This is a genomic window from Niastella caeni (assembly GCF_004834005.1).
GTDB lineage: Bacteria > Bacteroidota > Bacteroidia > Chitinophagales > Chitinophagaceae > Niastella > Niastella caeni.
Window position 1 is genome coordinate 713965 of sequence record NZ_STFF01000001.1, and the last position, 20640, is coordinate 734604.

The following is a 20640-nucleotide window of genomic DNA, read 5'->3' on the forward strand; positions in this document are numbered from 1 at the left end:
AATACAGCTCCCACTACTTTAAAAAATGAAAGGATTTTTTTTTGTCGCTAACTGGCGGACTGTGGGGTATTGCTCCCCCTTCAGGGGGTTGGGGGGTTTGCAGTATACTCCGATGGCAGCACCCCAAATTCCTTCTTGAAAGTACGCGCAAAGTATTTGGGATTGTTAAAGCCCACTTCATAGGCAATTTCTGAAATGGTATACTGGCTTTTTTCCAGCAACTGGACGGCCCTTTTCAGGCGAATGGTCTTAATAAAATCCAACGGCGATTTACCGGTCAATGCCAATAGCTTTTTATACAGGGCCACACGGCTCATATGCAATGCGCGACTCAGGTCTTCAACCGAAAACTCAGGTTCGGAAATATGCTGTTCTACCGTTTCTATCGATTGCCGGATGAATTGCTCATCTACTGAAGTAATGCTTATTTCGGAAGGGTTTACCTCTACCTGTTTTTGAAATAACTTTCGCATGGATTCCTGCTGCGCCAGCAGGTTCCTGATGCGCGATTGCAGCATTTCAAAACTAAACGGCTTGGTCACATAATCGTTGGCGCCTACCTGGAATGCTTCGAGCTTGGGTTCTGCCGCTGACCGCGCCGTTAACAGGATAACAGGGATATGTGATGTATTTTTATCATGCTTTATGGTGCGGCACAGTTTCATGCCATCCATTACCGGCATCATAACATCACTCACGATCAGGTCGGGTTGAACCTGTTTTGTTTTTTCCCAGCCTTCCGCGCCATTCACAGCCTCATACACGGTGTAATTCCGGCGCAGGTTATCTTTCAGGTAGAACCGGATGTCTTCATTATCATCCACAATAAGTATAACCGGTTTCTTACGGCCGCCTTTTCCGGAAAGTTCCGTTTGCTCTTCGGTAGCGGGCGTTACTACTTCCTCACTGACAGCCACAACCGGTTCTGTTGCTGGTGCTGCAACCGGCAACAACACAGTAAAACAAGTTCCCTTACCGGGTTCGCTTGCCACCGAAATAATTCCCTGGTGCAGCCGCACAAACTCTTTGGAAATGGCCAACCCGATACCACTGCCCTGGTTCAGGATGCTGCCGGGTACATCGTGCTGGAAGAACCGTTCGAATATTTTGTCCTGGTCTTCTGCCGGAATACCGATACCACTATCCTTTACCTGGATGGAAACATATTGCGTATTTTGGCTGTCGCCACTACCCTGTTGCAATCCGACCATTACCTCTATGTAACCATGCTCAGGCGTAAACTTAAATGCATTGGAAAGCAGGTTGAATAATATGCGTTCGAGCTTGTCGGAATCAAAAGAGATCTGCAACGACGGTATGTGTGTAGTAAAATTAAAAGTGATGTGCCGGGCGCCAGCCATATCGGTAAAAGAAAAAGCGACCTCTTTTACAAATGATACAACATCGCCCAATGATGGGTACAGCCGCAGTTCCCGCATTTCGAGCTTTCTGAAATCGAGCAGTTGGTTCACCAACGCCAGTAACCGCCGTGCATTGCGATAAATTAACTGGTACTGTTTTTTCTGTTCCGGTTCATTGGAATGTTTCAGCATCTTCTCTACCGGCGCCATGATCAATGATAAAGGCGTTCTGAACTCATGACTTACGTTGGTAAAGAATTTCAGTTTCAACAGGTCAAGTTCATGTACGCGTTCCGCTTCCCTTTTCTGTTGCGCCAGTTGAAAACGCATGTGCGCGCGTTGAATGGTCAACCGGCGGGCGGCAAATAAAATGGCGGCCACCAACAATGCATAGATAATAAAAGCCGGAATGGTTTTCCAGAAGGGCGGCAGAATGGTAACAACCAAAGCTGTGCCTTCTTCATTCCATACCCCATCGCCATTACTGGCCTTCACCCTGAAGGTGTATTTACCGGGATCCAGGTTCGTATACGTTACAGTGCGATGCGTTCCATCAGTTGTTAGCCAGTCATTATTAAATCCTTCCAGTTTGTACGCGTATTGATTTTTTTCAGGGTTCGAATAATTGAGCGCGGCAAATTCCAGCGAGAAAATATTCTCGTGATACTTCAGCGTAATTTCTTTTATTTCTGAAATAGCCGTTGTCAAGAGTACCCGGTTATTGATCACTTCGCCGGGTTGCGGACTTTTATCAAACACCCGCAGATCGGTAAGCACTACATCAGGTACAATGGTATTGTGGGCAATCGCTTCCGGATTGATGATATTGAACCCATTGGCGCCGCCAAATATCAATTCACCCCGCTTTGTTTTTAGCGCTGCATTTTCATTGAACTCGCGGCCCTGTAATCCATCGCGCTCATCATAATTCCTGAACTGCACCACCATGTCGCCTTTTGGTCTTATTTGTATCCAGGCCCTGGAAAGGCCATTGGTGGTGCCTAACCATAAGGCATGACCGTTATCCTCCATCAGCGTGAGGATATTATTTTCCGACAACCCATCTGCCTGGTTAAAATGACGGAAGGAGTTGCTGGCCCTATCAAAATAATTCAATCCATCGCGCGTAGCTACCCACATCTGACCCCTGGCGTCTTTCAGCAAAGCCGTTATGTTACTGTTACTCAGGCTACGGGGATCTTTTGAATCATGCGCATAATACGTAAACCCGCCTGTTTGTTTATTCATTACACTAATGCCTGACTCGGTACCTATCCACAAATTGCCTTCCTGGTCTTCGGCCAATGCAGCAATGTAATTTGAATTCAACCCACGCGGGCTTTTGCGGTAATGATAGAATTTTTTTGAATTAGGGTCAAAGCGGTTCAACCCACCGCTCAGGGTGCCGATCCATAATTGTTGTTGCGCATCTTCATAAATTTCCCAGATGCTGTTATCAGAAATGCTGGTGGTATCGGCCGGATCATTTTTATAGTGAATAAAGTTTTTCCCGTCGTAGCAATCCAGTCCGCCATAATACGACCCGATCCATAGTTTTTTATTATGGTCAATGCATAAACTTACAATTACATCATTGCTGATGCTGTTTACATTGCCCGGGTTGTGTTTATACGTGCGAAAACCGCCGGTGGTGCGATCGTAATAAATAAGCCCGCCTCCATTGGTGCCGATCCACAGGTTGCCTTTATCATCTTCTACAAAACGATTCACATCATCAAAAGGCAAACTATGTTTATCAGTTAACAAGTGCCGGTAAACCGGAAACTTGATGATGTTCTCGTGGTAATAGCTAATGCCCTTTTTATATGTACCGAGCCAGATGATACCGGTATTATCGCGATAAATAGCATTGATGCTGTTCTGGCTAATGCTCTTTATATCTTCCGGTTTATTCTCCAGGTACCAGATTGACCCCGCTTTTTTACTCAGCAGGTTAACGCCACCATGGTCGGTGATGATCCAGATCATACCGTTATTATCCTGTTGAATGCCGGTGACCAGGTTGTTGTTTAACCGGGTGGTTGCTGCTTCGCGCTGATAATGTATAAGGCTGTTATTTTTGTTGCTGTAACAAAAAACTCCCTGCGGATAACCATAGGTATATACCCACAGATCGCTTTCTGCATCGGCAAATAACCGGTATCGCAGGTCGTCACGCGGTTTAAATAAACCGGTTTTACTATAGATCATTTTTGCCGAGGCCGTATTATATGCTTCCAGCAGGCCATCGCTGTAAATGACCCACACATTTCCCGCTTTATCTTCCGCTAAATCGGCAATATCGGGCGTATTCTTTCCTGGCTGGCGTGCGAACCGGTTCACCGTATGTGCCGCCGGGTTATACCGGCTGAGCCCATATCCTGTTTGGGCAAACCAGAAACAACCTTGTTTATCTTTTACAATATCGGTAACAGGCGCGGCAGGCAACAACAATTGCCGGCACCAGGCAAGGGTATTATTGCTGGCTTTTTCTGAAACGGGGTCAAAAATGCTTTGGCCATTCCGGGTGTCGATCCAGAATTTATTATGCGGCCCTTCCTGGATCTTTACGACCAGGTCGTCATTGATAGAGGTGGAATCGTTCTCTTTATGGCGGAAGACTTTAAAGGTATACCCATCATACCGGTTCAACCCCGAAGCGGTGCCAAACCACATAAAACCTTTAGCGTCTTTTATAATGGTGGTAACCTGGTTATGTGACAAACCGTCGGAAACGTCGAGGTGAGAAAAAGGATATTGCGCGGGTTGTGCATATGCAAATACAGGAAAAAGGATTACTAAGCAGGCAATTATTGTTATCAGCAAGCGGTTAGTCATTGTAAAAAGGCAGTCGCAGTCCTAATGATAATAGGTAATTTTAAACAATAAATTTACACAAAAAAGGCAGTCACCGGGTACCAGTTTCCGGTTTCCGGGGCTATAATTCGAAAACTCGGCATAACAGCATACTTCCCTGAGCCGCGGCTGTCACCTGGTAACAGGCACCTGGTAACTATCTTACCTGTCCATTTCCCTGTAACAACCATTTTTCAGTAACCAGCTTTTCCAATGCAAAAGGGCCGCGGGCATGTAACTTCTGGGTTGAAATACCGATCTCGGCGCCTAAGCCCATTTCTTCGCCATCGGTAAAACGGGTAGAGGCATTGGTATATACCGTGGCCGCATCTACTTCCTGTAAAAAGCGGGCGCAGTGTTTTTTATTGTTGGAAACAATGGCTTCAGAGTGTTTGGTTGAATGTTCGCGAATATGTTCCAGGGCCTCATCAATATTCTTTACCACTTTTACAGCACACTTCAGGCTCAGGAATTCGCGGTTGAAGTCTTCCGGTGTTGCTTTCTGCAAGTGCGGATAGCCTTTTAATAATTTATGGGCTTTGGCATCGGCAAACACTTCTACCTGGTGCTCGCTGAACATTGGCTGCAACTGTTTCAGAAATGCAGCCGCCACCGGTTCATCAACCAGTATTGTATCCATAGCATTGCACACAGAAGGACGCGATACTTTGGCGTTCACCACAATATTCACTGCTTTTTTTATCGCCGCTTCTTTTTCTACATACACGTGACAAACGCCCGCTCCTGTTTCAATCACCGGCACCAGGCTGTTCTTTCTTACAAATTGTATCAGCGAATCTGATCCGCGCGGAATCAGCACATCAACGTATTTGGTTGCAGTAAACAATTCCTGCACGGTTTCGCGATCTGCTGGCAACAGGGTTACACAATCCGGATCGATATCGTTTGCCCTCAATACTTTTTTAATGAGGCGAACAGCCACCTGGTTGGTGTTATCGGCTTCGCTGCTTCCTTTCAATACACAACCATTTTGGCTGCGCAAGCAAAGCGCGGCAATATCAAAGGTTACATTTGGTCTTGATTCATAGATAGCGCCCACTACGCCCAATGGCACGGAGACCTTTTCCAGCAACAACCCATTATCGAGGCGGCGCTTTTCCAGCGTTTTACCGGAAGGGTTAGGTAACCTGCTGATCTTACGAATACTGTTGGCAATGCCGGCAATGCGTTGTTTGTTTAACAACAGCCTGTCGACCCGCGGATTATTGGGGTCTTGTTTCTCTACATCCAGTTGATTGGCTTTCAGGATCGCCGCACTGTTCTTTTCCAATGCATCTGCCAGTTGCAATAAGGTTGCTTTGAGTTGTTTATCTGATGCCTGCCGCAGGTTGATAGCGGCTTTCCAGGTTTTAACTATTAATGGTTGTATCGAGCTCATGTTATTCAGGCCTTTTTAGAAAATTACAATATCATCAGCATGCGCTGCCAGTACATTCTTTTGCGAAATGCCGTCGCGGATAGCAGCCGTATCCAGCTTTACTTTGGCAACGCCAATGATGTTCTCTTCCTCATCTTTAATTTGCACTACTTCACCCGCAGCAAATTTTCCCTGCACATTGGTAACGCCTACGGTGAGCAAACTCCGGCGCTGACGCAACGCTTTCACCGCGCCCTTGTCGACCGAAATAGTGCCCAGCGTTATAGAACCACTGGCCAGCCATTTTTGACGGGTCTTTAAATTAGACGCCTGCGATACAAAGGTAGTTCCGTTTTCGCCAGCCAGCGCATCGGCAAAAGGCGCTTTTCCATTCAGTCCGCAAATGATCACCTGTATCCCCAGCGAAGTGGCCAGCCGGGTAAAGGTGAGTTTGGAGGTCATGCCGCCCAAACCCAGACTGCTTTTACCGGTTTGCACATAGCCCATCACTTTGCCATCGATTTTTTCAACGCGGGGAATGATGTTCTTTGCATCATCCATAAATCCGCCAACGGAGGTGCAGATAATGAGCGTTTCTGCATCAAAGCCTACGGCAATGAGGGTCGCCAGTTCATCGTTATCGGAGAACTTCAGCTCCACATTGCTCACCAGGTCATTTTCATTTACAATGGGCAAAATGCCGTTCTGCCAAAAAGCCTCAAAAGTTTCTTTTAACTGAACGAACTGAAAACGGTTGCTGAAGTGATGCCGTTCGCACAAAGCCTGTGCAACGGGTATGTCGTATTTGGAAAAATGTTTCTGGTATAATTGTATCAGTAAGGGGTTGCCCACTGCTGCGGCCGCCTTGCGTTCGGTGATGCTGCCTTTATAATTTTGAATAAATACTTTTCCACTCCCCACGGCGCCACTGGATACCAGCACCACGCGATGACTGGAAAACAATTCGGCAATGCCAGCCGCAACTTTTTTAATAATGGAATGACTAATAACGCCTTCTTCATTGGTTATGACCGCTGTGCCAAGCTTAATTACAATAACCGGTTTTTGCATGCGGCAAAATTAAGGCAACGAGGCATAAAGGCAACGAGGCAACAAGGAAAATGCAGCAAAGCATTACGCTTTAAGCCATAAGCCTTAAGCTGTATTTGCTTACTGCCTGCAGCTTGCAGCTTATAGCTGTATTCAGCATCTTCGGGTAATAAATTCTACACAAAACGCAGAAAACAAAATGAATATCAATATTTTACAACAGGCACATCCTTTTAGATAGTATAGGCAAAACAGGATATATGAAAAAGTATTATGGATTTATCTTCCTGCTGATGACGATATTTTATGGTAGTTGCGCGGCCATTGAAACCATCTTTAAAGCGGGTATGTGGTGGGGGATCATTTTAGTAGTGGGGGTGATTGCCCTGATATTCTTTGTGGTTAGTAAATTGTTTGGGAGAAAGTAAAACCATTGTTACAGGTTACAGGTTGCCAATTACAGGGAAAATCATCTGCCCGGCATGCATGCTGCACTGAGGACCCTGGAACCTGAACCCTGGAACCTGAAACTAATTCCTAAACTCCTGCGAGATCATTAATCCGTACTTTCCGCCATCTACGATGCCGATACCCAGACGGCCAAATTCGGGTCGAAGAATATTGGCGCGGTGACCCGGCGAATGCATCAATCCACTATGTGCAATATCGAGCGTAGGCGCCAGGGCAATATTCTCTCCCGCATTGGTAAACTTCACCCCATCATTATGCATGCGATCGAACGGCCCTTTGCCATCGGGCGAAACATGCGAAAAGTATCCCTGCCTGAACATATCTGTCGAATGCTTGCGGGCAACAAATGTCAACTCCGGATCGGCTTTCAGTATGTTCAACCCCGCTTTTATGCGCTCGGCATTTACCCAGCTTAACATGCGCGCTTCCAGATCGGCCCGCGGCGGTACCACCGTCACCTTAAAAGGAAGTATCACCGTTTCATTTGAACCTGGCTTTACGGTCAACCGGTTCATGGTCCTCTCCACTTCATCAAATATCAGCGATAATTTTGTTTCTATCCATTCGGCAGGCACCGACAACATTACCACAAACTTGCTTTCGCGTGTTTTTTGGGAAATATTATTGCTGATCGGTAATGCCAGTATCAAAGCCGCCCCGATCACCGCATGGGCAACGCCATTAACAAAACCGGGAAGAATACCAAGGAACCTATTATCCCAGCGACCATGGGCATCTACGGGTATGTTGTGCAATGTTCTATTGATAAGCAAATTTGTTAACACCCGCATAAGCACATAGGTGACTATAAATGCAAGGGGCAACGCCCAGGAGCCAAGGTAGGGTATGTATTTGTTGATAAAAACAGTAGGGTATGGATACAATAAAAAAGTTGCTGCAATGCTGACAATCAGTCCCAGCAAATAAAGCAATTCCAGGATAAAACCTTTTTGCCAGCCATCCCAAACGCCGTATGCCACTATTAAAAGTATCAAGATGTCAATCCAGTTCATACCTGCCTTTGCATTTACCAGTAAAAAACCATGCTACCAGAACGAATTGTATTTTCTCGGGTTCTCAGGTAAGATTCACATCGGGCGGGATAGTATTGTTGCTAAAATTCTACACTTTTTGTTGGGAGAGCGTATAAAATGATAAAGGCCCGGATAGAAATCCAGGCCTGTTAAAAATCCAATATCCTATGAAAAACCGATATACTAACGGTGTTCGTGCTTCGTAAATTGTTTTGCGGAGAAAAATATTTTTTCCAGGTAGCAATTTTCGCCTCTTTCAATCTGAAAATGTGTTGTTTATACCTATTAATTTAAATCTCAAAAGCCTACCTGATGTGTGGAAAAATAGCTTTTTCGGGATACCTGCTAAAACGAGGTATTTTACTTCATTATGCCTGAATCAACAACACGTCCTACATATTTATTATCCTGTAAAATCCAGGTCACTTCATATTTACCCATGGCTTCGCTATTCACCATATAGATATACATTCTATGCTTATCTGCCGACAGGTAAACTGCATTGTGAGTACGTACAGTTCCGGAGCCATCTACGTATGTAAAATCAGGATGGAACAAGTCAGCATACGCAGTTGGTGGAATGGCCACGGTATCTTTGTTATTAACAATAACAACAACCGAAGATATGGTTGTTGTAGGTACGGTACCATAATCGCCGTAATAAGGCTTACCATCTATCTTAACTAAATACTTTTTTTCGTAGTAATAGAACAGCTTGTGTTTGGAAGCTTCGAATGTGCCGCTGGTAATAATTACTTTCACATTGGGGGCTTCAAATGTTATTGAACGCAGGTTGTAATCTGTAGCCGGTAATTTTTCGAGTGGTTTTTTCCCGATACGTTCGTCGATGCCGCCTATGGTAAAAGTGGCCAGGTCATCGCGGATCTCGCCTTTGGGATATTTTGCAAAGCTCTCTCTTTTGTTACGTAGATCGGGCAGGACTTCGTCCTGCGCCTGAACGGCAATACTCAGCATCAGCAAACACAGGCCAAAAAAAGATCGCATAGAATGAAGTTGTATGGTTGACAAATTTGCAATTTGATCAGGGCGAAAATAAAGACAAATATTGTTTTTTGAGCCAAAGGTTTGTTAACATGGTGAATGGTCAATGGTGAAAGGCAGGTTGCCAGTTACCAGTCGCCGGGTTATGGGCCGTAAATTCATAACTCAAAATAATATATAAGCCTTCCTGCCTGGCAACTGGAAACCGGTAACTGGTAACTAAAGCAACATAAGTACTATTTAGCTTCTTCCAAAACAGGCTTTAATTTGTCAGGAAATGCAGCACCTCCCTGCAGGTTAAACACAGAGAAACTATCAACGGCGTGCGCTTCTGCGGCATGCGCAAAATATTCAGGCCGGTTACTACCCCATTGCACCGAACAATTCCGAAGCCGGATGTTCTGTGCCTGGTCGATATAAAAAGCAGAAGTACGTCCCTTTACAAAGCCTTCCACATTCGCCGGGCGACGGTCGTATAAACCACCGGGGAAGTTGGTGCTCTTATTGATCATTACATCTACATTATCGAAACTGATATTGGCAATTTTATCGGGCGATTCGCCACTTACATAAATGCCGTTCTCGCTGCTGCATTTAATATTGCTGAAAGAAATATTAAATACCATGCCTACCCTGCCTTCGGTGGCGTCTTTGGGAAACCGCCAGTTGGCATCTTTGTGCGTGATCCTTGCCCGGCGATAAGCAGTTACATAAATAGGTTCTGCTTTCCCCCACCATACATCGGAGAACAAATGACTTTCGATGATCATATTTGAAAAGATCACGTCATGTACCACGCCTTCATCACGATTTTGAATACCCAAACCGCGGTTGCTGTTCCTGATGATGCAATTATTAAAGACCACGTGCCGGATCGTATCCATATTTTCGGAACCGATCTTGATGGCACAGCTTCTCGACGTTATGCTACAGTTACTTACTGTGATGTTCTCACAATTGCCCAAATCTTCGTACTCGCGGCGATTCTTTAAACAGATGCCATCATCTCCGCTTTCAATGTAACAATCGCTGATGCGTACGTTCCTGCTATGGTCAACATCGATGCCATCGCCGTTGCGCACCTTCAGTGAATTCAATATGGTAATACCGGAGATCACCACATCATCGCACCCCACCAGGTGAACGGTCCAGTAGGCAGCGTTACCGATATGCACATCTTTTATTCGGATATTCTTGCCGTTTATGATGGTGAGCACATGCGGACGAGGGTCGAGCACAAAGAATGGCTTTAAAACATAGGAATCGTCCAGCTCCTTTCCCATAAAAGAGACGCCATTGCCGTCAATTTCGCCCAGGCCACTGATCGATACATTCTGAATATTCTCGCCGCCGATCCAGACGGTGCCTTCACCGGGATTTTGCCGGAAAGCACTATTAGAGTAGACATTTTCATTGGGATTGGCGAGCACCTTCGCGCCGGCTTCCACATGCAGGTCGATCCCTGATTTCAGGTTAAACGGACTGGCCATGAAAACGTAGCCTGTGGGAAACAACACCCGACCACTGCCGTTCTTTGAGCAGGCATCGATCGCTTTTTGAATAGCCGGGGCATCATTTGTTTTTCCATCGCCTTTGGCGCCAAATGTCATTACATTATAGATCCGTTGTGCCGAACCGGTTACTGTCATTAACAATGCCATACCGGCAACTATCAATTTTTGTATCATTCCTGAATTGTTTAATTGTTGATTATTTTATAAGGGTTAATCCTGATGGACGCGCTTTAACCGCAGTGCCCCATGCAGAAGGTTGTGACTGTAAATAAATATCAAGCACGCCGCCTTTCATGATATTGGCATAAGGAACAAAGCTCTTTTGATAGGTTTTACCATTCAACCGAACCTGTTGAATGTAGGCATCGCCGGCCGATCTCTTATGACATACAATTTGCAGTTTTTTATTACCTGCCAGTTGCAAGGTTACCTTATCAAAGATGGGCGAACAAAGGAGATGCTCACCCGAAACCGGATCAACGGGATACAACCCGATGGCGGCAAATATGTACCAGGCGCTCATTTGGCCGGCATCGTCATTACCGCTTAATCCGCCGGGGCCGTCGCTGTATTCTTCACTTAAAATATTACGCACCACCTGTTGTGTTTTCCAGGGCGAGGCCGTGTAGTTGTACATAAAGGGGATCTGGTGACCGGGTTCATTCCCATGCCAGTATTCATTTTTGGCAAACAATGTATCCAGCGAATTCTCCAATGCTTTGGCGCCACCCATCAGGCTGGCCAGGCCGGCTACGTCCTGCGGCACATAAAAAGTATATTGGCGTGGGGTTCCTTCCGTTATATAGGGTTCGCGTTTGTCGGGGTTAAACGGTTCATACCAACGGCCATCGCTGTATTTTCCCCGTACCAGGCCCACGGTGGTATCAAATATATTTTTATAATTAAAGGCGCGCTTGTGCAACACCGTATAATCTGCTGTTTTGTTCAAGCCTTTGGCCACAATTGCCAGGGCATAATCATCATACGCATATTCAAGGGTGCGGCTTACCTGTTCTTTTTTATGGAAAGCTTCAGGCACACTGTCTTCCATGGGAATGTAACCATATTGCAGATACGATTGCAGGGCACGACGGCCTTTTCCGTTTACATAATCGTTGTTATTGGGACTATCGAATGCATTCTGGCGCATCAGGCGGTAAGCAGCTTCTATATCATAATTCCGAATGCCCTTTGCCCAGGACGAGGCAATGAAAGCCGTTACATGATCGCCTATCATAGCGGCAGTGAAGCTGTTCCAGCAAGGGAAAATTGGCAGCCAGCCGCCCTGCTCCCCTTTCAGGATCATGGAAGACACAAACTGGTTTACGCGCGCCGGTTGCAGGATCTGTAATAAGGGCAATTGAGCGCGGTAAATATCCCACATCGAAAAATCATCGTAGTACTGCCCATCGGCTAACTTCTTTAAAGGCCAGCCACCGGCAAATGAGGGATATACACCATCCACATCACTAAACAGGCGTGGGTGCTGCAATGCATGGTACATGGCTGTATAAAAGATGCGCTTGTCTTTTTCACTATTGCCCTGCACCTGAACTTGTGAAAGAGCTTCCTCCCAGCTTTGTTTGGCGCTTTCCCAAACCGGGTTAAAATTCCAGGTAGTTATTTCTGCCCGCAGGTTCCTTTTGGCTTCGTTAACACTGCTGAAAGAAGTACCGATGCGGATACGCAGTTGTTCCCCCTTCTTAAAATTAAAACCGGCAAACACACCGATGTTCTTTTGATTGCCGATGCTGTCGGCAGAGAACACGGCCGCTTCGCTGAACGAGCCCGTGCGTACAGGTACTTTTTCAAATTGTATAAAGAAATAACCGCTGAAACCGGCCTTGTTGCCCCAGCCCTGGTAAATACGATGTACCGGGTTATAGCCCCACACTTCGCCTTTGGCAGCATCAATATGAAGGGCGCCTTCGCCGCGGTCGCTGTTAGGCATAACCAGCAGGTATAAACTATCATCCTGTTGCAGGGTGAACTGCATCATACCGCAACGGGCGGTGGAAGTTATTTCTGTAACGCAATGGTAAGCGGGCAACTCCACTTTATAATACGCCGGAGTAGCGATCTCCTGTTGATGCGAAAACGGCGTGGCGAAGTTGGTGGTTCGCAGGGCGCCGGTTACCGGCATAATGGTCACACTGCCGTAATCCTGCATACAGGAACCGCTGATCCAGTGCGTACCGCGAAAACCATTGATCAGGCTGTCTTTATAAAAATAAGGTGGAATGCATTTCGTTTCGGAGGTTCTTGTTTGCGGTGTCCATTGCGTCATGCCGAATGGCAGGCCAACAGCCGGAATGGTATTGGCATTTTTTTCGGAGCCCGCTTCACTGTGTTTTTGTGCGGCGGTGGTTGTTGAGGGGGCGGTTCCTGCCAGCGGCTGCACGTATTGTACCAGGTCCTGGCTGTTTACACGAATGAAACTGCCCGTTAAAATGGTAATAATAGCGTATGGTAAAAACTTTTTCATTTCGAGAGTATGTTCTTTTACATTTTCTGGATCAACACCGGTTAGGCATTGCAAGAAAAAAAAACTCCAGGCTAGAAAGCCCGGAGGTCAGTATTTACTGCTACATGATTATGAAAAAAAAATTATTAGCATTTAAAAAGGGTCTAGGGATCACTGGATTTTAAAAGCGGTATATCTGACATGTTAAAAATACCGGGCCCCAGAGAGCAGGCCCGGCGCTCTAGTCATCGCCTTTCCTAAAACTAAGGTTTATGTATTCGGGCCATTTGCCCTGTAACTTGAACATGAGCATTTAAGGATTTTGGATTAAACGGGGCTTTCATTAATAACCTGGGTTTTGGGTCAATTTGTTATTAGTTGCTAAAGCTCTTGTAGGTATCGGGAAGATCCGGCGGTACGAATCGGAATTGGTTTTAAATCCATACGTACTTTCATATTTACCAAACCGGATCATATCATTCCGTCGCCAGCATTCCCAGGTGAATTCACGGCCTCTTTCGGCATACAGATCATCCAGGGTAACTGCGGTCCACGCCGGGGAAGTAGTACGATTGTTACGCACCATATTTACCAATGATAAAGCAGTTTGGCCGTTGGTGGCATTACCGCCGCGCAGGATCGCTTCCGCTTTCATCAAAAGCACATCTGAATAACGTAACAGGGGCGCATCATTATTCTGGTTACGGGAAGCAGAATTTGCATCAGGAAAGAATTTAACATTCCGGATTCCCATATTCCAGGCTATTTCGTCGTTACCCAGGTCCATGGAAGCAACACTCTGGCGCAGTCTAATGACAGAGTCGATGTATAAATCATAAATATAGCTGGTGCTTCCATCAGATCCGGTGTAAAACTGATCATATCCTTTTTTGGTAGTTGCCACTTTAATAGGATTGCCATCTGGCCAATATTGGGTACCAACCAGCCATTGATCTTTTCGGATATCGTTAGCATCTGTAAAATATGCATTATAGAAGCCGGAAAGTGTAGCGCGGGGGCCGCTGGGTTTGGTATTTACCAAACCACTTCCGCTGGTTTGGTTCATTATGATACTGCTCAAAGTATGACTCCCGGGCGTAGCGCCTGAATAACGATATTTAATACCCAGGTTCCTGTTCAGGTCATAACGTCCATGGAAAAGGTACCCGTTGCTGGTGGTAGGGTCAAAAGGTATGGCAAATATATTCTCCTTGAAAGAAGGACCATTATTCGGATAAAACATGGTTAAATAAGTGCCGCGTGCTTCAATGGCGAACTTTCCGGAAGCAATAATATCGTCGCAAGCCGCAATACACTCGTTGTATTTAGTAGTACCGGCATATACCGGTGCATTGAGGTATAGTTTAGCCAGCAACCCCTGGGCCATCCATCTTGTAACTTTTCCATAAGTAGCGCTACCCGTAGCTGTTTTCAGTAAAGGAAGAGCTGCTTTCAATTCAGATTCCACAAAATTGAATACCTGCGCACGGTCGGCTTTGGCCTGTACACCCGGGCTGGGGTAAATGGTATCTAAAGGTACATTGCCAAACATGTCGAGCAACTCCCAATAGGCCCATGCTCTCAGTGTTTTGATCTCTGCCATGGCGGCATTCTTAGTATCGCCTTCAGGAGCCGTTCTGAATGTATAAATGGTTTGATTACAAAGCCCTATTATGCTATATACATCAGACCAGGCCGTGCCTATCCAGCCATGATCTTTTGTCCAGGTATGCCGGTGCAGGTCAATATATCCGGAGCCATCATACCAGTTACCTCCGTATGCAGGCAGAATAGCTTCATCGGAGGTAAGCTCCTGCGTAAACCAGAAAGTAAGCGGATAATGCCCGCGCAAATTGGTATAAATGGTACCGATAACAGACTGGTATTGCTCATCAGTTTGAGGAAATTGGTCTGCTGTTATCATAGAATTGGGAGTAACCGAAATCTTATGACAGGCAGTAACCGAAGCTGCTACTGTCAGGATCATCGTATATAATCGCAAATGCTTTTTCATAATTCTTGTTTTTATCGTTAGAAACCAACTGAAACGCCTAACAAAATAGTTCTGGTCTTGGGATAGAAATTATTATAATCAATACCCAGCGACGCACCACCCTGATTGATCTCAGGATCTACACCCTTATACTTCGTAATTACAAATGCGTTATTTATAGTTGTATATAACCGCAGTGATTTAATATAAGGGCTGTTTGGTTTAATGTGATAACCGAGTGTAGCATTATCCAACCGGATGTAAGTACCATCTTCCACAAAGCGGGATGAATAGTTATTATTCTTGGCATCGCTCTTAGCATCATTCATTGCATCAGGCGAAATGTTTGTTACACCTGCTGTTGTCACATAAAACAGATCGGCACGGGTAGCATTGAAAATTTTATTACCGGCTACACCACGTATAAACAGATTAAGATCAAAGTTTTTATACCGGAAATTATTTATCCAGCCAAACATCAATTTTGGATGCGGGCTACCCAACGGGTGATAATCGGTTCTTTGAATCGGGTTATCTGTTTCAACACCTTTCCCTGTTATAAACAAAGATTTACCAGTAGCATCTTTTCCTGCATATTTAAAGGAATAGAACTGACCTAAAGGACCTCCTACAATGAACATCTGCAAAGTACTACCTGTAGTTCCCGGGCCATCCAGTTGAGTATAGGTACTGGAATCGGCATTCACGCCGAATCTATCTGGACCTTTTAAATTCAGGATCTCGTTCTTATTGCTGGCCATGTTCAAACTGGTATTCCAGCCGAAATCTTTTGTGTTTACGGCATTTACATTCACACTGAACTCAATTCCGCGGTTCCTGAGCTTACCCACATTCATATTTACAAAACCACTGGGGTCTACCGTATTGGGAACGGCGAAACCGAAGATCATACCGGTGGTCAATTTTTCATACACGTCAATAGAACCAGAGATCCTTCCCTTCAGGAAGCCATAATCAAGGCCTATATTTTTGGTGGACGTTACTTCCCATTTCAAATCGGGGTTGTTGCCCTGTACAGGACTGAATGAAGAGGCAAAAGGACCACCGTTGTAATAGGTACCGGATTTACTGTATAATGCCTGCGCAGTATAAGCTCCTAAACCAAAGGCATTACCGGTCTCCCCATAACTGGCCCTTAATTTCAGGTCACTGATCACTGCTACTTCCCGCAGAAAATCTTCCTGGGAAATACGCCAGGCTACACCCACAGAGGGGAAATAACCCCATTCATTATTTTTTCCAAACACAGAACTACCATCTCTTCTGACAGAAGCCTGCAACAAATACTTTTCGTTATAATCGTAATTAACCCTGGCGAAATCAGAGATAAAATTGGTTTCCTGGTATACTGTACCGCCGAAATCCACAGCAAAGCCATTTACTGTTTGATAGTTACCTAAACCCATGTTATAATAGGTGGTATAATCAGAGATAAAATTGGTTTGGCTGTTTTGCAAACCATCACCGCTGGTATTCTTTTGCCAGCTATAACCCACTACCGCTTTGATATTATGCAGCCCCAGATGTTTAGCCCAGGTTAAATAAGACTCCAGCGTTTTAGAGGTGCTTTGGTAATAAGCCCTGTAAGCCAAACCGCTGGAATAGAAATTACGAAGCGAGCGACCGCCACCTGGGTCTCCGTTGGTATAAAAATTACTACTATTATAATATTGTGAATAATACTTGCCGTAATATTCACCATGCAGCCAGGTACCTCTTTGATAAGCCAGGTTCGAATTAAAGGTAAAACCAAAGGGCAGTTTGGCTTCTATAGTAAATGCACCCTGTAATGATCCGTATTTGGTATCATCCTTGGCATTTTTAATAATAGAAACCGGGTTAAAATAGCCGGTATTGTTCAGGTTCTCAAAAAAAGTACCATTGCTGTTATATACCGGAGAAGTGGGATTGTATTTCACAGCCTGTTGAAAAACCATGTTCTGGAAAGGCACGTTCGATGCTTTACTGTTGCTGCTCATCACATTCAACCCAAAGATCAAATGATCGTTCAAAGCACGATGCTCGGCAGAAACACGGGCAATCACTCTTTCCAAACTACTTTGCATAATAATACCATCCTTCTTCAGGTAGTTCAGGCTGGCGCTGTAGGTACTTTTATCGGTACCGCCGCTAAATGAAATGTTATGATTATGAGAATAAGCCTTATCTTTTTGAATGGCTTTCATCCAATCGGTACTGGCGCCCTTATCATCATTGGGGCTTATTGATGCGCTATTTTTGCGAACATATTCTCTTAATTGTGTGGTATCCATCAGGTCTAAACCGTTTGAAACCGCTTCCATACCCACATAACCATTGTAAGTAGCCTGTAAGCCGCCTTTCTTGCCTCTTTTGGTGGTAACCATAATTACCCCGTTACTGGCTTTATTACCATAAATAGCGGTAGCCGAAGCATCCTTCAGCACATCGATAGAAGCAATATCATCCGGTGCAACGGAATTGATATCGCCGCCAGGAATACCATCTATCACATAGAAAGGGCCCTGCGGGCTGTTAATAGTTGAAGCACCGCGCATAATCACTGCCGCAGGCCGGTTAGGGTCACCGCTTGCTGTAATGTTTAACCCCGGCACTTTACCCTGTAGTAATTGGCCTACATCGCCGATAGCTCCTCTATTGAGGTCATCGGGCTTTACAGAAGTGATAGCGCTCGCCAGGGTTTTGCGCGAACCTTTACCATAACCAACTACCACTACATCGGTCATAACAGTGGCCGATGAGCGCATAAATACATCGAAGCTTGTTTTGCTTCCAACTAAAACTTCCTGGTCTTCGAGTGAAATTCCACTAAATACCAATACATCACCTGTTTGGGCAGGGATGTTGAACGAACCATTTCCCTTAGTAATAGTAACAAGCGTTTTCCCTTTTACAGAAACCGAAACCCCAGCCATTGGGCGACCCGATGAGTCTTTTACTGTTCCGGTAATTTCCTGGGATTGTGCCAGCGTGTAGAGTGGCAATAAGAAAAGCAGCAGCAATAGGCGTTTACCCGCGCCTTTCGGGAGCGACCGACAGAGCAATCTCATAACAAAAGTTTTAGGTTAAAGTGTTAAATCCTTCTGGTTTTTTAAAATCAAAATAAATGAACTCGTTGGATTATATGCATGTTCTAAAAAAACACAACTTACCTGATCATTGCGTTTTCATTGCATAAATACACGGGTTGATACATAAACATAAACTACAGGTAATTACGTAGCTTAGGTTCTCATTTTATATAAAACAAGGAAAGGATAAAGTTTCGAGCAAGCTTTTACGTTACTAAAATTTTATGGTAGATGGTAGATATTTAGCCACCAGGTCTTCATAATAAGGTCGTAGCTGCTTCCAGTCTGGTGGTGTGGGACATTTTGAATACAAGTCGTATGGGTTGAATAATTTAACCCATTTCAACATTTCACGATCGTGATCATCTAACAGGTGGTCATAGGAGCCTTCGCGATGCCAGGCATAAAATGAATGGTACCTTAACATATATAGGCCGGGCTCAGGCAAATAATCTTTCAGCATCTGGTATACATACTCATCGTGCCCCCATGACATGCTCACATTGCGTAATCCACAATTGGGTGCATACACCCCGTATTTAGTACTATAAACGGGATCACTATAGTCTGCATTGTGTTTGAAAAACTCAGGATAAACAATTTTATCGGAATAAGCGCATCCTACCGGGAAAGTATCACCCACCACAGCCCATTGCGGTTCGCCAAATAAACACAGCACTTTACCCATATCATGCATCAGGCCGGTCAACACCATCCAATCAGGATGTCTGTCTGCACGAATTGCTTCTGATGCCTGTAATAAATGTTGAAACTGGTCGAGGTCGGTATCAGGATCAGAATCATCAACTAACTGGTTCAGGAAATTAAAAGCATCCCAAACCGTCATTTCTTTACGGTTGAATTGTAAGAAGTCCTTTCTTTTTTGTTGTACAAACTCGTAGGTCTGGTGTGTATGATTTAAACGATAGAACTCACGTACCGTGTCCCGGGAGGGTTCATCATAATTACGGTATTCTTCTTTCGATTTTTCCTTGGCGATGGTATCGGGATCTGGATAGCGTTGCAGTACATCTTCTTCCCATTCATCTAAACTTACCAGGGGGTTAATTTCCTTCTCAGTGAACTTTCCGGGAGCTGCCATTGCAATCGATTTTAATTAAGGTCTGGTTGTTAAATAAGACTGTTTGGTTGGATTTCCTGAACTAAGTTCTAAAAATTTGCTAAAGATTGTTAGCCATGAATTAACTTTATTTACGAAAACGGTTGCGCTAAAATGCAGCAATTTGCAAGATGAAATAGTCTGTATTACAAACATTTAAGTATTTAAATAAACCTATGAGCAAGGTAAACATAAAGGTTTTAGCAGACCAATTGCAACTGTCCGTTTCAACCATTTCAAAGGCGTTAAGGGATAGTTATGAGATCAGTGACGAGACAAAAAAGAAGGTAATGGAACTCGCTACCCAGTTGAATTACATTCCAAACCCTTATGCCAGCAGCCTTCGCAAAAAGAAAAGCAAGACCATAGCAGTGGTATTGCCTGAAGTAGCCGATAACTTTTTCTCCCTGGCTATCAATGGTATACAATCTATTGCAGAAACAAAAGGGTATCACGTACTTATTTATTTATCCCACGAAAGTTTCGCCAACGAAAAAACTATACTTGAAGATTGTCAAAGCGGCCGGGTCGATGGTGTATTAATTTCTATTTCCAGCGAAACCAATTCGGCAGACCATATCAATAAATTACCAGCCAATAATATTCCGGTTGTGTTTTTCGACCGGGAACAGGAAGGCATTGAAACCGCCCGGGTAACTACCAATGATTTTGACTGCGGTCTTATGGCTACCAATCATTTGTTGGAAAAAGGCGTACGCAAACCCGCCTTTCTTTCCATTTCCCAAAGCCTGCCTATTTGTTTAAACAGGTTGGAAGGTTTTAAGGCAGCGGTTAGGGAAGCCGGTATACCCGAAGAAGACATGCAGATCATTTACTGTACTGATAATGATAGCATGTACAGTCAAATAAAAAAAATACTGCAAAGCGAACACCGGCCAGACGGACTGATCGCTTCGGTTGAAAAAATTGTTACCCCTGTATACCTCGCCTGCCATGAGTTGAATATCAACATCCCCAAAGATGTTAAAGTGATTGCTTTTGCAACGCTCGATACAGCGCCTATTTTAAATCCCCCGCTTACCACCATTACCCAACCTGCGTTCGAGATCGGTAAAGCCGCCGCCACCCTGCTTTTCAAAGGAATTGAGAAAAGTACTTTTGATCTGAAGAAAGAAAGTATGGTGATACCTTCTGTGTTGATCGAGAGAGAGTCTACTTTATAAGAAGAAAGCTACAAGCTTCTAGCCGCAAGCTACAAGCAAAATGCAGCTTTATCTGTATTGCTTGCAGCGTGTAGCTTGTGGCTTACAGCTGTATTCGCAACCGTATTCGTTACTTTTTTTG

General features: G+C 44.7%; 12 protein-coding genes. 2 read left to right on the forward strand and 10 right to left on the reverse strand.

The window, feature by feature from the left end; all coding sequences use genetic code 11:
• Positions 1-80: 80 nt before the first annotated feature.
• The 3 genes from FAM09_RS02805 to proB all read right to left on the reverse strand — a co-directional run bounded on the left by FAM09_RS02805 (position 81) and on the right by proB (position 6666).
• Positions 81-4187 (reverse strand): two-component regulator propeller domain-containing protein, encoded by a 4107-nt coding sequence (locus FAM09_RS02805; RefSeq protein ID WP_243751570.1) that lies wholly within the window; start codon positions 4185-4187, stop codon positions 81-83.
• Between the two features lie 187 nt (positions 4188-4374).
• Complete coding sequence (locus FAM09_RS02810; protein ID WP_136575553.1) at positions 4375-5616, reverse strand: glutamate-5-semialdehyde dehydrogenase; 1242 nt, start codon at positions 5614-5616, stop codon at positions 4375-4377.
• A 15-nt stretch (positions 5617-5631) separates the two neighbouring features.
• Positions 5632-6666, reverse strand: a complete 1035-nt coding sequence (gene proB / locus FAM09_RS02815; RefSeq protein WP_136575554.1) for a glutamate 5-kinase — start codon at positions 6664-6666, stop codon at positions 5632-5634.
• Between the two features lie 239 nt (positions 6667-6905).
• On the opposite strand from proB, the gene FAM09_RS30865 reads away from it, so the two are divergent.
• Positions 6906-7073: a hypothetical protein gene (locus FAM09_RS30865; RefSeq protein ID WP_166437007.1), complete on the forward strand. Its 168-nt coding sequence runs from the start codon at positions 6906-6908 to the stop codon at positions 7071-7073.
• A 102-nt stretch (positions 7074-7175) separates the two neighbouring features.
• Here the strand turns inward: FAM09_RS30865 and FAM09_RS02820 are convergent, their stop codons facing one another.
• The 7 genes from FAM09_RS02820 to FAM09_RS02850 all read right to left on the reverse strand — a co-directional run bounded on the left by FAM09_RS02820 (position 7176) and on the right by FAM09_RS02850 (position 19317).
• Positions 7176-8129 carry a CvpA family protein gene (locus tag FAM09_RS02820; RefSeq protein ID WP_136575555.1) on the reverse strand — a complete coding sequence of 318 codons (954 nt, stop codon included), beginning with the start codon at positions 8127-8129 and terminating at the stop codon, positions 7176-7178.
• A 381-nt stretch (positions 8130-8510) separates the two neighbouring features.
• Positions 8511-9155 (reverse strand): hypothetical protein, encoded by a 645-nt coding sequence (locus tag FAM09_RS02825; protein WP_136575556.1) that lies wholly within the window; start codon positions 9153-9155, stop codon positions 8511-8513.
• Positions 9156-9388: 233 nt separating this feature from the next.
• Entirely contained in the window at positions 9389-10840 is a 1452-nt protein-coding gene (locus tag FAM09_RS02830; RefSeq protein ID WP_136575557.1) for a glycoside hydrolase family 28 protein, read from the reverse strand.
• A 22-nt stretch (positions 10841-10862) separates the two neighbouring features.
• The gene (locus FAM09_RS02835; RefSeq protein WP_136575558.1) at positions 10863-13151 is read right to left on the reverse strand and encodes a GH92 family glycosyl hydrolase; all 2289 of its coding nucleotides are present in this window, start codon (positions 13149-13151) and stop codon (positions 10863-10865) included.
• Positions 13152-13473: 322 nt separating this feature from the next.
• On the reverse strand, positions 13474-15144 hold the full coding sequence (locus tag FAM09_RS02840; RefSeq protein ID WP_136575559.1) for a RagB/SusD family nutrient uptake outer membrane protein: 1671 nt from the start codon (positions 15142-15144) through the stop codon (positions 13474-13476).
• A 17-nt stretch (positions 15145-15161) separates the two neighbouring features.
• Positions 15162-18194, reverse strand: coding sequence for a SusC/RagA family TonB-linked outer membrane protein (locus FAM09_RS02845; protein ID WP_136575560.1), 3033 nt, complete (start codon positions 18192-18194; stop codon positions 15162-15164).
• A gap of 235 nt (positions 18195-18429) precedes the next feature.
• Positions 18430-19317 carry an inositol oxygenase family protein gene (locus FAM09_RS02850; RefSeq protein WP_136575561.1) on the reverse strand — a complete coding sequence of 296 codons (888 nt, stop codon included), beginning with the start codon at positions 19315-19317 and terminating at the stop codon, positions 18430-18432.
• A gap of 194 nt (positions 19318-19511) precedes the next feature.
• Between FAM09_RS02850 and FAM09_RS02855 the strand changes: the two genes are divergently transcribed.
• Positions 19512-20519, forward strand: a complete 1008-nt coding sequence (locus FAM09_RS02855) for a LacI family DNA-binding transcriptional regulator (RefSeq protein WP_136575562.1) — start codon at positions 19512-19514, stop codon at positions 20517-20519.
• The last annotated feature ends 121 nt before the right edge of the window (positions 20520-20640 follow it).

Excerpts from the sequence above, each read along its gene's own strand:
- FAM09_RS02810 (WP_136575553.1), bottom strand. The coding sequence starts at position 5,616 with ATGAGCTCGATACAACCATTAATAGTTAAAACCTGGAAAGCCGCTATC.
- FAM09_RS02830 (WP_136575557.1), bottom strand. The coding sequence starts at position 10,840 with ATGATACAAAAATTGATAGTTGCCGGTATGGCATTGTTAATGACAGTA.
- FAM09_RS02820 (WP_136575555.1), bottom strand. The coding sequence starts at position 8,129 with ATGAACTGGATTGACATCTTGATACTTTTAATAGTGGCATACGGCGTT.
- proB (WP_136575554.1), bottom strand. The coding sequence starts at position 6,666 with ATGCAAAAACCGGTTATTGTAATTAAGCTTGGCACAGCGGTCATAACC.
- FAM09_RS02845 (WP_136575560.1), bottom strand. The coding sequence starts at position 18,194 with ATGAGATTGCTCTGTCGGTCGCTCCCGAAAGGCGCGGGTAAACGCCTA.
- FAM09_RS02840 (WP_136575559.1), bottom strand. The coding sequence starts at position 15,144 with ATGAAAAAGCATTTGCGATTATATACGATGATCCTGACAGTAGCAGCT.
- FAM09_RS02835 (WP_136575558.1), bottom strand. The coding sequence starts at position 13,151 with ATGAAAAAGTTTTTACCATACGCTATTATTACCATTTTAACGGGCAGT.
- FAM09_RS02850 (WP_136575561.1), bottom strand. The coding sequence starts at position 19,317 with ATGGCAGCTCCCGGAAAGTTCACTGAGAAGGAAATTAACCCCCTGGTA.
- FAM09_RS30865 (WP_166437007.1), top strand. The coding sequence starts at position 6,906 with ATGAAAAAGTATTATGGATTTATCTTCCTGCTGATGACGATATTTTAT.
- FAM09_RS02855 (WP_136575562.1), top strand. The coding sequence starts at position 19,512 with ATGAGCAAGGTAAACATAAAGGTTTTAGCAGACCAATTGCAACTGTCC.
- FAM09_RS02825 (WP_136575556.1), bottom strand. The coding sequence starts at position 9,155 with ATGCGATCTTTTTTTGGCCTGTGTTTGCTGATGCTGAGTATTGCCGTT.